10 protein-coding genes are annotated in these 11575 nt (G+C 74.3%); 4 read left to right on the top strand and 6 right to left on the bottom strand.

Going from position 1 to position 11575, the window contains the following annotated elements; genetic code table 11:
* The first annotated feature begins 19 nt into the window (after positions 1 to 19).
* Together ACH4ZA_RS07225 and ACH4ZA_RS07220 are read left to right on the top strand one after the other, a co-directional pair.
* Complete coding sequence (locus tag ACH4ZA_RS07225; RefSeq protein ID WP_398428394.1) at positions 20 to 811, top strand: enoyl-CoA hydratase/isomerase family protein; 792 nt, start codon at positions 20 to 22, stop codon at positions 809 to 811.
* 91 nt (positions 812 to 902) lie between these two features.
* Positions 903 to 1496 carry a flavin reductase family protein gene (locus ACH4ZA_RS07220; protein WP_319276076.1) on the top strand — a complete coding sequence of 198 codons (594 nt, stop codon included), beginning with the start codon at positions 903 to 905 and terminating at the stop codon, positions 1494 to 1496.
* Between the two features lie 48 nt (positions 1497 to 1544).
* Here ACH4ZA_RS07220 and ACH4ZA_RS07215 read toward each other — a convergent pair whose 3' ends face one another.
* Both ACH4ZA_RS07215 and ACH4ZA_RS07210 read right to left on the bottom strand, forming a co-directional pair.
* A complete protein-coding gene (locus ACH4ZA_RS07215; RefSeq protein WP_398428392.1) occupies positions 1545 to 3113 on the bottom strand; it encodes a multicopper oxidase family protein in 1569 nt (522 codons plus the stop codon).
* A gap of 199 nt (positions 3114 to 3312) precedes the next feature.
* Entirely contained in the window at positions 3313 to 4647 is a 1335-nt protein-coding gene (locus tag ACH4ZA_RS07210) for an MFS transporter (protein ID WP_398428391.1), read from the bottom strand.
* 71 nt (positions 4648 to 4718) lie between these two features.
* Between ACH4ZA_RS07210 and ACH4ZA_RS07205 the strand changes: the two genes are divergently transcribed.
* A complete protein-coding gene (locus tag ACH4ZA_RS07205; RefSeq protein ID WP_398428389.1) occupies positions 4719 to 5762 on the top strand; it encodes a GlxA family transcriptional regulator in 1044 nt (347 codons plus the stop codon).
* Between the two features lie 71 nt (positions 5763 to 5833).
* Here ACH4ZA_RS07205 and ACH4ZA_RS07200 read toward each other — a convergent pair whose 3' ends face one another.
* From ACH4ZA_RS07200 to ACH4ZA_RS07185, 4 genes are all read right to left on the bottom strand, one after another.
* Positions 5834 to 7114, bottom strand: a complete 1281-nt coding sequence (locus tag ACH4ZA_RS07200; protein WP_319276073.1) for an MFS transporter — start codon at positions 7112 to 7114, stop codon at positions 5834 to 5836.
* Between the two features lie 86 nt (positions 7115 to 7200).
* Positions 7201 to 8250 carry a Zn-dependent alcohol dehydrogenase gene (locus tag ACH4ZA_RS07195; protein ID WP_319276072.1) on the bottom strand — a complete coding sequence of 350 codons (1050 nt, stop codon included), beginning with the start codon at positions 8248 to 8250 and terminating at the stop codon, positions 7201 to 7203.
* 19 nt (positions 8251 to 8269) lie between these two features.
* Entirely contained in the window at positions 8270 to 9418 is a 1149-nt protein-coding gene (locus tag ACH4ZA_RS07190) for an acyl-CoA dehydrogenase family protein (RefSeq protein WP_398428388.1), read from the bottom strand.
* An 84-nt stretch (positions 9419 to 9502) separates the two neighbouring features.
* A complete protein-coding gene (locus tag ACH4ZA_RS07185) occupies positions 9503 to 10420 on the bottom strand; it encodes an SDR family oxidoreductase (protein WP_319276070.1) in 918 nt (305 codons plus the stop codon).
* A gap of 102 nt (positions 10421 to 10522) precedes the next feature.
* Between ACH4ZA_RS07185 and ACH4ZA_RS07180 the strand changes: the two genes are divergently transcribed.
* Positions 10523 to 11449, top strand: coding sequence for a cyclase family protein (locus tag ACH4ZA_RS07180; RefSeq protein ID WP_319276069.1), 927 nt, complete (start codon positions 10523 to 10525; stop codon positions 11447 to 11449).
* Positions 11450 to 11575 lie beyond the last annotated feature (126 nt).

Raw genomic sequence — 11575 nt, 5'->3', positions numbered from 1 at the left:
GCGGAAACGGAGGACACGCATGCCCGCCCCCTCGATCCTGACCACGACGGACGACCACGTCACCCGCCTCACCCTCAACCGCCCCGAGGCGCTCAACGCCCTCGCCCCGGAGCAGCGCGACCGACTGATCGCGCTGCTCGCGGAGGCGTCCGCCGACCCCGAGGTGCGGGCGGTGGTCCTCACCGGCACGGGCCGCGGGTTCTGCGCGGGGGCGGACCTGCGGGGCGGGGCGACGGCCGGCGAGCGGGTCGCGGGGGACGTGGCGCGCACCCTCCGGGTGGGCGCCCAGCGCCTGGTCGCCGCGGTGCTGGACTGCGAGAAGCCGGTCGTCGCCGCCGTGAACGGCACGGCCGCCGGCCTGGGCGCGCACCTCGCGCTCGCCTGCGATCTGGTGCTGGCCGCCGAGTCGGCCCGTTTCATCGAGGTGTTCGTCCGCCGCGGCCTGGTCCCCGACGGCGGCGGCGCCTATCTGCTCCCCCGCCTGGTGGGCCCGCAACGCGCCAAGGAGCTGATGTTCTTCGGCGACGCGCTCACCGCGGCCGACGCGGAACGCCTCGGCCTGGTCAACCGGGTCGTCCCGGACGGCGAACTGGACAAGACGGCCCGCGAGTGGGCGGCCCGGCTGGCCGCCGGCCCGACCCGCGCCCTGGCCCTGACCAAGCAGCTCGTCAACGCCTCCCTCGACGCCGACCGCGCGACCGCCTTCGCCGCGGAGGCCGCCGCCCAGGAGATCAACATGACGACGGCGGACGCCCAGGAGGGCGTGCGCAGCTTCGCGGAACGCCGCGCGGCGGCCTTCCGGGGCCGCTGACGCCGCTGACCGCGGGGGACCCGGGACCTGCGCGCCCTGGTCTCGCACACCCCTTCCTATCTGACGAATCGTCAGCTTCAATGGGGATGTGATGGGACATGCGGGAATGGCGGCCGCGGCCGTGCGGTATCTGCGGGCGGAGGGCCGGCCGGTCGAACCGCTGCCGCGGCCCGAGCTGCGCTGTGTCCGGGAGGACGAGCGGGCGCCGGTGGACGCGGGCGAGTTCCGCCGTGTGCTCGGGAGCTTCGCCTCGGGCGTGACGGTCGTGACGGCGCCGGCCGCCGCCGAGGAGGGCTCCCCCGCCGGCTTCGCCTGCCAGTCGTTCTCCTCGCTCTCCCTCGACCCGCCCCTGGTCGCCTTCATGGTCGCCCGGACGTCCACGACCTGGCCGCGGATCGCCCGCGCGGGCGTCTTCTGCGTCAACGTCCTCGGCGCGGGCCAGCAGGCGCTGTGCCGCGCCTTCGCGGCGAGCGGCACGGACAAGTTCGCGGGCGTCGACCACGATCCGGCGCCGGTCTCCGGCGCGCCCCGCCTCGCCGGCGCCCTCGCGTGGATCGACTGCACGATCCACGCCGTGCACACGGGCGGCGACCACCTCATCGTCGTCGGCCGGGTGAACGCCCTCGGCACGGCCGACGGCGCGGACGAGGCGCCCCTGCTGTTCCACCGGGGCCGGTTCCGCTGACCGCCGGCGCACTGCCGCCGGCGGGCGGGCGGCCGGCGCGCGGGCCGCTCAGCGCACGTACTCGACGATCTGCATCATGCCCTCGTCGCCGTGCTGGAGCTGGTGGCAGTGCAGCATCGAACGTCCCGTGAAGTCCTCTGCCCGCAGCCGGAGGGTGATCGAACCGTTCGGCGGGACGGCGACGGTGTCGTGCCAGACCGGCGTGGCCAGCTCCCGGTTGTCGACGGCCGTGAGGAGGAAGTGGTTGGTGTGCAGGTGGAAGGGGTGATGGCTGTGGGCGTGGGAGTCGTTGACGATCGTCCACTCCTCGACCTCGCCCAGCCGCACGCGCTGGTTGACGTAGTCGGCGGAGAGGCGTCCCCAGGCGGAGTCGTCACGGCCGGCCCGGGCGTCGGCGGGCGGCGTCTCGCCGTCGCCCAGGATCCGGTAGGCGTTCGGGAAGGCGCCTGAGAAGACTTTCTCGTAGCTGCGGAAGATCAGCGTCCGGGTGCGGGTCGGCTCGGGCAGCTCGGTGCGCCGGCCCGGCAGGGCGGCCGGCAGCGACATCTTGCGGGGGGCGCCGGTGACGACGAGCGTCAGCAGGTGCTGGGAGGGCCCTCCGCCGGTCACCTTGTAGGTGCCGGGCCGGCCGCCGCGGACCAGCAGGTCCACCCGTCCGCCCATGGGAAGGGTCACCCCGGTGGTGGCGACCGGTTTCGTGAAGGTGACGCCGTCACAGGCGATCTGGTGCACCTCCTGGCCGGCCACGCTGAGGAAGTGAGCGGTGAGGGCTCCGGCGTTGACGACCCGCCAGCGCTGGATCTCGCCGGGGGCGATGGTCAGGACGGGGTTCTTCGCCCCGTTGACCAGGAACGTCGAGGTGATGTCGTCCCAGACGCCGTGCGAGGTCAGGTCCGGCACGCGTCCGCCGGACAGTTTGAGCTCGCTGACGCAGACGACGACCTCCTTGGCCGCGGCGATCTCGGGCACCTCGTCCACGTCCCCCTCGACGACGAGCACGCCCGCCATCCCGCTGAGCAGCTGGCTCGCCGTGGATCCGTGGAGGTGGGGGTGGTACCAGAAGGTCCCCGCCGGATGGCCCTCCGGGACGTCGACGACGCTGCGGTGGGCGGTCGTGCCCCCCGGAGCGTCGGCGGGTTCGAACGCGCGGAAGACGTTGTCCGACTCGCCCGAGGGGTCCACGTGCATGCCGTGGGTGTGCAGGTTGAAGGTGTTGAAGTGATGCGGGACGTTCATGTCCTCGTGCCCTGCCCGCCTCGCATCGGCGTTCGGCGGCAGCGCGTTGACCTGCGTGATGTCCAGGGTCTCGCCGGGCCGCACCCGCAGCGTCGGCCCCGGGACCGACCCCTCGTAGGTGCGGGTGAGCACACTGCCCGCGCCGGGTACCGCCAGCTCGGTGAACGCGACGGTCAGTCCGGTGACCAGCCGCCCCGTGTCCGGGTCCGCCCGGCGCGTCTCCGGCTGCGGGAACCCGGCGCCTGCCGCCGGCCGGGCGACCGCACGCGAGGGGACCGCGCCGGCCGCCGCCGTCCCGGTCGTCACGGCCGTCCCGGTCACGGCCGCGCCGGCCACGACCGGCAGGCACTTCAGCACGTCACGACGGGCCAACGACGTCATCAATCGCCTCCACGGACAGCGGACGGCGGGACGACGCTCAGCAGCCCGGCCGCCCGTCACTGAATGTAGTCACACAGTACGCGGAGTGTCCGGCCGGGAGCGGTTGCGCAGCGCGGGCGACCCGACGCAACGCCCGTACGCGCGACACAACGCCCGTACGCCCGGGCCGGGGCCGTACGCCCCGGCCGTCACCGTGCGCTCAGGCTGCCGCGGGCGCGAGGGCCGCCGTGGCCGGCCGGCGGCGGATCACGAGGGCCATCAGCGCCGCCGCCGCGCACAGCGCGCCCGACCCGTACCAGACGACGTCGTACGAGCCGAAGGCGTCCCGCGCCGCACCGCCCAGGAAGGCCACCACGGCCGCGCCCAGCTGGTGGGAGGCCAGCACCCAGCCGAAGACGATGGCGCTGTCCTCGCCGTAGTGCTCGCGGCACAGGGCGAGGGTGGGCGGCACGGTGGCGACCCAGTCGAGGCCGTAGAAGACGATGAAGAAGACCATCGGCGGATGCACGGACGGTCCCAGCAGCATCGGGAGGAACAACAGCGACAGGCCGCGCAGCGCGTAGTACACCGCCAGCAGCCGGCGCGGCTCGAAGCGGTCCGTGAACCAGCCGGAGGCGATCGTGCCGACCACGTCGAAGACGCCGATCACTGCCAGCAGCGAGGCGGCGGCCGTCACCGGCATGCCGTGGTCGTGCGCCGCGGGCACGAAGTGGGTCTGCACCAGGCCGTTCGTCGAGGCGCCGCAGATCGCGAAGGTGCCGGCCAGCAGCCAGAACGGGCCGGTGCGCACCGCCGAGGACAGGACGCGCAGCGTGCGCCGTGCCGCGCCCCGCACCGGCGGCGGCTTCGGCGTGAACTCCCTTGCGCCGTACGCCTTCTGGCCCACGTCCGCCGGATGGTCGCGCAGCAGCAGCCACACGAAGGGGACGACGGTGAGCGCGGCCAGCGCGACGGTGACGGCCGCGGGGCGCCACTCGTAGCGGGTGACCGTCCAGGACAGCACCGGCAGGAAGATCAGCTGGCCGGAGGCGGAGGCGGCGGTCAGGATGCCGGTGACCAGTCCCCGGCGTTCGGTGAACCAGCGGTTGGTGACGGTCGCGGCGAAGGCCAGCGCCATCGACCCCGAGCCGAGGCCGACCAGCAGGCCCCAGTACAGCAGCAGCTGCCAGGCCGCCGTCATCCACACCGTGAGCAGCGAGCCGGCCGAGATCAGGGTCAGCGCCGCGGCGACCACCCGGCGGATGCCGAACCGGTCCATCAGGGCGGCCGCGAACGGGGCGGTGAGGCCGTACAGGGCCAGGTTGATCGAGACCGCCGCGCCGATCGTGCCGTGCGACCAGCCGAACTCCGCGTGCAGAGGGTCGATGAGCAGGCCGGGCAGCGAGCGGAAGGCCGCCGCGCCGATGATCGTGACGAAGGTGACGGCGGCGACGAACCAGGCGCGATGGATCTGTCCGCGGCGACGGCCGGGGACGCGGTCGGACACGGGCTGCTGTTCCCCGGCGGATTCCCGGGTCTCGGTCGACTGAGGCACGCCACCGAGCTTCGGACATCCGGGCGGGACGGACGAGTGGCCCGAAGGTCAGCGTTCGCTAGGATCGGGCCATGCCCGTCGAGCACGCCCCCCGCCCCCATCGCGTCGTCGTCCTCGCCCTGGACGGCCTGCTGCCCTTCGAGCTGGGCATCCCGCACCGCATCTTCGGCCGCCCCAGGGACGCCCGCGGACGGCTGCTGTACGAGGTCGTCACCTGCTCCGTGCGCCCGCCCGGCCCCGTCGAGACGGACGCCGACTTCGCGATCATGGTCGAGCACGGTCCCGAGGCCCTGGCCACCGCCGACACCGTGATCGTCCCGGCCAGCTACGAGCTCGGCCCGGTCTTCGAGGAGGGCGTCCTCACTCCCGAACTCGCCGCCGCCCTCGCCCACATCAGGCCCGGCGCCCGGCTCGCCTCCATCTGCACCGGCGTGTACGTGCTGGCCGCGGCCGGCTTCCTCGACGGGCGTCCCGCGACCACGCACTGGGCCGACGCCGAACACCTCCAGCGGCTCTTCCCGCAGATCAGGGTCGATCCGGACGTGCTGTTCGTCGACGACGGCGACGTGCTCACCTCGGCCGGCGTCGCCGCCGGCGTCGACCTGTGCCTGCACATGGTCCGCCGCGACCACGGCACCGCCGTCGCCAACGACGTGGCCCGCCGCACGGTCGTGCCGCCGCACCGCGACGGCGGCCAGGCCCAGTACATCGCACGGCCGGTGCCCGACCCGCAGCAGGCCACCACGACCGCCGCCCGCGCCTGGGCGCTCGGCCGCCTGCACGAGCCGATCCAGTTGCGCGACATGGCCGAACGGGAGGCCATGTCGGTGCGCACGTTCACCCGCCGCTTCCGCGAGGAGGTCGGCATCAGCCCCGGCCAGTGGCTCACCCAGCAGCGGGTCGAACGGGCCCGGCACCTGCTGGAGTCCAGCGGCCTGTCCGTCGACCGGATCGCCCGGGACGCCGGTTTCGGCACCGCCCAGTCGATGCGCCAGCACCTGCAGGCGGCGCTCGGCGTCACCCCGACCGCCTACCGCCGCACCTTCCGCACCGCCGACACCACCCGACCCGACACCACCCGACCCGCCCCCACCCGAACCGACGCCGTCCGCTGACCCCGGCCCGCACACCGCCTCCCCGCCTTTACCTCGCCCGCTGCCTCCGCCTGCCCCGCCCGCGCCCCCAGCTACCCACAGCCCTCCACGCCCCGCGCCCCCATGCCCTCCACACCGGCGGCGGGACCCGTGACCTCCGCCTCGGCGAAGTCCGCGGCCCGGCGGGCATCCCGCGAGGCCCGTGCGGCCGCACGGGCCTCGCCCCACCAGCCGACCGCGGTGAGCGCCAGGGTCAGCCCCACCCCCGCCAGCATCGCCGTGGACGGCGCTACCGCCCGCAGCAGCCCGCCGGCCAGCGAGCCCGTCGCCGCGTAACCCGCGCCCGCGGCCGCGTACATGACCGAGTAGCCCGCGGCCAGGGCATCGGGCGGCAGGGCGTCGCGCAGCGAAAGATTGCGGGTGAGCATCGCACCCGACTGGAGCGTGCCCCCCACCACCAGCGCCGCGGCCATCGCCAGGGCGGACGGCGACAGGGCGGCCGTCGTCACGCACACCGACACCCCGGCCATCAGCACCACGCTGCGGGTGCGCAGCAGCCCGGGCCAGACCCGCAGGCCGTGGACGAAGCCGCCGATGCCCCCGCCCACCGCCATGCCGGTCAGCAGCGGGCCGGACCAGCCCACGCCGATGCCGCGCTGCTCGAGCAGGGCCGGCAGCACGAGTTCGGCCAGCCCGAGCAGGGCGAGGCTCGCCGCGCCCGTGACGTACACCGGCCAGACTTCGGTCAGCACCCGCAGCAGCGGCATTCCGGCCGCCCGGCCACTCCCCGTGCCGCTCTCCCCGCCCCAGCCGGCCGGAAGCAGCCACAGACCCGCGACCGACGACACCATCAACGCGGCGGCCAGCAGCAACGGGACACGCGGAGCGACGCCGAGGGCCAGACCGGCGACGGCGGCCGGAGACACGGCCCAGACCCCGGCCATGAGCATCGACTCCAGCGACAGCGCCTGGCTCGCCGCCCGCTCCGGCACCAGCGCGGTGAGCAGGGTGCGCAGCGCGCCCGTGGCGGCGGCGGGAGCGGCCCCGGCCAGAACCGCGAAACCGCACAGCACCGCCGGAGGCGCGTCCGGCGCCGCCCCCGGTCCCGCGAAGCCGACGGCGCCGCAGACCAGCCCCCCGGCCAGGTGCAGGCGGGCCCGGTCGGGGCGCAGCCGCAGCCCGAGCACGGGAGCGCCCACGATCTCACCGATGACGTAGGCCGCCGCGAGGGCCGCTCCCAGCGAGTAGCCGCCGGGACGTTCGCGCACCAGGAACACCAGGGCCAGCGGGGCCATGGCCACCGGCATGCGGGCGCCGACGGCGGTGCAGGCCCAGACCAGGACCTGCCGGGAGGCAACATCGCGGTAGCTCATGGGACGACCGTAGGGGCCGGTGCCGACACCGTCCCGGACTTTTTCCGCAGCCTGTGGGCAACCCTCACCCCCGGCCCCGCCGCTCGTCAGAAGGTGAGCACGGCTCGTGCCACCCGTCCCTCCTCGGCGTCCGCCGCGGCCTTCTCGAAGTCCTCTACCGGGTAGGTCCGGGTGACGAGTTCGTCGAGCAGCAGCCGGCCCTCGCGGTACAGCTCCGCGTACAGGGCGACGTCCCGCTGGGGGCGCGAGGCGCCGTAGCGGCAGCCCAGGATCGACTTGTCCAGGAACAGCGAGGAGACGAGGAAGGACGCCTCGGCCGTAGCCGGCGGCACCCCGAGCAGCACCGCCTGCCCGTGCCGGTCGAGCAGGTCGACGGCCGTCCGGATCAGCTCGACGCGGCCCACGCACTCGAAGACGTGGTCCGCGCCCGTCGGCAGCACCTCCCGCACGCCGTCGGCCGACGTCAGGAAGTGCGTGGCCCCGAACTGTCGGGCCGCCGTCTCCTTCGCCGGGTTCGCGTCGACGGCGACGATCCGCAGGGCGCCCGCGATCCGCGCGCCCTGCAGCACGTTGAGCCCGATCCCGCCCGTTCCGATGACGACGACGCTCTCGCCGTGGCCCACGCGCGCGCGGTTCAGCACGGCGCCGACGCCGGTCAGCACCCCGCACCCGATCAGCGCGGCGGACGTCAGCGGGACGTCCTTCGGGATCGGCACCGCCTGCACGGCCTTGACCACCGTCCGTTCGGCGAAGGCGGAGTTGGCCGCGAACTGGAAGAGGGGGCGTCCCGCGCGCGTGAACGGTCTCCCGGGCCGCCCGATCGCCTGCCGGCACATCGTGGGGCGGCCCCGGTCGCACTCCGCGCAGGCGCCGCAGTTGGCGAGCGTGGACAGCGCTACATGGTCTCCGGGCACGACGTGCGTGACCCCGGCGCCCACCGCCGCGACCTCGCCGGCGCCCTCGTGGCCGAGGACGACGGGCGCCGGGAACGGGATCGTCCCGTCGACGACCGACAGGTCGCTGTGGCACAGCCCCGCCGCGGCGACCGCGACGAGCACCTCCCCCGGGCCCGGGTCCCGCACCTCCAGGTCGTCGACGACCTCGACCCGCTTCCCGTCGAACACCACGCCTCGCATCACGCTGCTCCCCTCTGCCTCATCCCTTGGGCTGCCTGGGCAGGCCGAGCACGCGCTCGGCGATGATCGTGCGCTGGATCTGGTCCGAGCCGCCGTAGATCGTGTCGGCCCGGGAGAACAGGAAGAGGTGCTGGGCGTCGTCGAGTTCGTACGGCGCGGCAGGCGTCCAGTCGGCCGGTCCGACGCTCGCGGCCGCGCCCCGCACCTGCACGGCGACCTCTCCGAGCCGCTGGTGCCAGCCCGCCCACAGCAGCTTGGCCACGCTCGGCGCGCCCGGCCCGCCCGTGCCGCCCAGCGTCCGCAGCGCGTTCCACCGCATGGTCCGCAGCTCCGCCCACAGACGCACCAGCCGCTCGCGCACGACGGGGTCGCCGGCCGCGCCCGTCTCCACGGCGGCGCGCACGACGCGCCCCAGTTCCTGGGCGAAGCCGATCTGCTGGGCGAGGGTCGACACGCCGCGCTCGAAGCCGAGCAGGCTCATCGCGACCCGCCAGCCGTCTCCCGGCGCGCCGACGACGTGCTCCGCGCGCGCGTGCGCCCCGTCGAAGAAGACCTCGTTGAAGTCGCTGGTTCCGGTCAGCTGCCGGATCGGCCGTACCTCGATCCGGCCCGGCTGGTCCATGGGCACGAGGAGGAACGTCAGGCCGTGGTGCCGCCGCGACTGCGGGTCGGTGCGTGCGAGGACGAAGCACCAGTCGGCCTCGTGGGCGAGGGAGGTCCAGATCTTCTGGCCGGTGACGCGGTACGACCCTGCGCCGGGGTTGGGTTCGGCGCGCGTGCGGACGCCGGCGAGGTCGGAACCGGCGCCGGGCTCGCTGTATCCCTGGCACCACAGCTCCTCGCCGGCGGCGACCGGCGGCAGGAAGCGGGCCTTCTGCTCGGCGGTGCCGTGCGCGAGCAGGGTGGGCGCGAGCAGGTTCTCCCCGATGTGCCCGGAGCGCGGCGGCGCGCCCGACCTGGCGTACTCCTCGGCCCAGGCGACCTGCTGGGTGAGGCTCCCGGTCCGGTTCCCGTACCCGCCCTGCGGCCAGCCTAGGCCGATCCACCCCGCCGTCCCGAGCATCCGCTCCCAGGCCCGCCGGCCGGCGGCCTGCGGCGCGTGTGCGGCCAACCAGTCCCGTGCTTCGACGCGGAAGGAGTCGTCCGCCGAGCTGAATCCGAAATCCACGCTGACCTCCTCGAGAAGGGGCGACCGCACGCCGGCCCCGGTTGCGCGCTCGCGCCCGCCGGTCCGGGCGCGTCCCCGGGCCGGTCACCGGGCGTTGGGCCGGCTTCCCTCCCGTGCGGCGCGGGCCATCTCCTCCAGCCGCGCCAGCATCGGCATGGGATCGACCCCCACGGACGCGGGCAGGGACTGTGCGATCCGTTCGGGCGTCCAGGAGCCCCCCTCCGCGTAGACCGAGCGGAGTTCCCTGGGCTGCGCCCACACCGCGATCTTCGGGCCGGCGACGGTGTACACCTGCCCAGTGATCCCGGCGTCCCGCGCGCGGTCCGACAGCAGGTAGACCACGAACGCGGCCACGTCCTCCGGTTCGCCGATCTCCGACAGTTCCGTCGGCACCCCGGCCGACATGCGCGTACGGGCCACGGGGGCGACCGCGTTGGCGGTCACCCCGTACTTGTGCAGGCCGAGCGCGGCGCTGCGCACCAGGGAGATGATGCCGCCCTTGGCCGCGCTGTAGTTGGCCTGCGACACGGATCCCTGGTGGTTTCCGCTGGTGAAGCCGATCAGTGTGCCGCCGCGCTGTTCGCGCATCACCGCGGAGGCGGCGCGGAACACGGTGAACGTGCCCTTCAGATGGGTGGCGACGACCGGGTCCCACTCCTCCTCGGACATGTTGAACAGCATCCGCTCGCGCAGGATGCCGGCCACGCACACGACTCCGTCGAGCCGCCCGTACGACTTCACCGCCACGTCGACCAGCCGGCGGCCGCCGGCCATGGTGGAGATGTCGTCGGCGACGGCCACGGCTTCGCCGCCGGCCGCCTCGATCTCCTTGACGACGGCTTCGGCGACCTCACTCGTGGGCGCGGCCCCGTCCACCGCCACGCCGTAGTCGTTGACGACGACCCGTGCGCCCTCCGCGGCGGCGGCGAGCGCCACCGCCCGCCCGATGCCTCGTCCCGCACCCGTGACGGCGATGGTCCTGCCGGCCAGGAAGTTCGCCATGCCCAGCCCCCTCCCACAGTTTCTGACGGTCCGTTAGATTCTAGACGCGAGGACCAGATTGACCTGTCGGACAGTCGGGGACAAGCCCCGGGGAGGCATGGAATGACACTGCCGGCCGAGTTCCACGACATCGCCAAGCGCGTCAACAACTGGGGGCGCTGGGGGGCGGGCGACGAGATCGGCACGCTGAACCTCGTCACCGACGACGTCGTCCGCGCGGCGGCGGCCGAGGTCCGCTCCGGACGTCGCGTCCCGCTCGCCCTCCCGCTGCGGGAGGACGGGGTGCAGACGGGTCTGATCCCGGGACGGATCAACCCGCTGCACACGATGGTGCAGATCAACCAGGAGATCTTCGGCCCGGGGACGGTGGCGTGCAGCGACGACGCCGTGACGATGGGCCTGCAGGCGGGCACGCACTGGGACGCGCTGACCCATGTGTCGCACTCGGGAAAGGTCTACAACGGCCGCCCGGCGGCCAGTGTCACCGCGCACGGCGGAGCCGAGTTCAGCGGCATCGACAAGGCGCGGCACGTCGTCTCGCGCGGAGTGCTGCTGGACGTGGCACGCGCGCGTGGCGTCGACCGGCTGGCGGGCGGCCACGCGGTGACGCCAAAGGACCTGGAGGCGGCCGAGGAGTTCGCCGGCACGCGCGTGCGCGCCGGGGACATCGTGCTGGTGCGGACGGGGCAGGTCCAGGTCTACCTGGCGGGCGACCGGCAGGGGTACGGGTTCCCGTCGCCGGGACTGTCGGTGCGTACGCCGGAGTGGTTCCACGCGCGCGACGTGGCGGCCGTCGCCAACGACACCCTCACGTTCGAGGTCTTCCCACCGGAGATCGACGATCTGTGGCTGCCCGTGCACGCGCTCCACCTGGTCGAGATGGGGATGCTGCAGGGCCAGAACTGGAATCTCGAAGAGTTGTCCACAGCCTGTGGAGAAGCGGGCCGCTACGCGTTCCTGCTGTCGGCGATGCCCGAGCCGTTCGTCGGCGGGACGGGGACGCCGGTGGCCCCGGTGGCGGTTCTCTGACGGCCCGGGGCCCGCCGCCCGGACGAGGTCGGCCGGCGGCGCGCGGCCGTCCGCCCCGAGCACGGCACCGCGCACCGCCATCCGACTTCGGCGTGCCTCCCCGCCCTCGACCCACCGGGCGGGGGG

Origin of the sequence: Streptomyces sp. NPDC020597 (assembly GCF_044335095.1) — a bacterium.
Taxonomy (GTDB): domain Bacteria; phylum Actinomycetota; class Actinomycetes; order Streptomycetales; family Streptomycetaceae; genus Streptomyces.
The sequence above is the reverse complement of the archived record's forward strand: the minus strand, read 5'-3'. Positions and strand labels throughout refer to the sequence as shown.

Bases quoted from the DNA above. Each gene is read 5' to 3' on its own strand.
- ACH4ZA_RS07220 (WP_319276076.1), top strand. From the start codon at position 903: ATGGGACATGCGGGAATGGCGGCCGCGGCCGTGCGGTATCTGCGGGCG.
- ACH4ZA_RS07225 (WP_398428394.1), top strand. From the start codon at position 20: ATGCCCGCCCCCTCGATCCTGACCACGACGGACGACCACGTCACCCGC.
- ACH4ZA_RS07200 (WP_319276073.1), bottom strand. From the start codon at position 7,114: ATGAGCTACCGCGATGTTGCCTCCCGGCAGGTCCTGGTCTGGGCCTGC.
- ACH4ZA_RS07205 (WP_398428389.1), top strand. From the start codon at position 4,719: ATGCCCGTCGAGCACGCCCCCCGCCCCCATCGCGTCGTCGTCCTCGCC.
- ACH4ZA_RS07180 (WP_319276069.1), top strand. From the start codon at position 10,523: ATGACACTGCCGGCCGAGTTCCACGACATCGCCAAGCGCGTCAACAAC.
- ACH4ZA_RS07185 (WP_319276070.1), bottom strand. From the start codon at position 10,420: ATGGCGAACTTCCTGGCCGGCAGGACCATCGCCGTCACGGGTGCGGGA.
- ACH4ZA_RS07195 (WP_319276072.1), bottom strand. From the start codon at position 8,250: ATGCGAGGCGTGGTGTTCGACGGGAAGCGGGTCGAGGTCGTCGACGAC.
- ACH4ZA_RS07215 (WP_398428392.1), bottom strand. From the start codon at position 3,113: ATGACGTCGTTGGCCCGTCGTGACGTGCTGAAGTGCCTGCCGGTCGTG.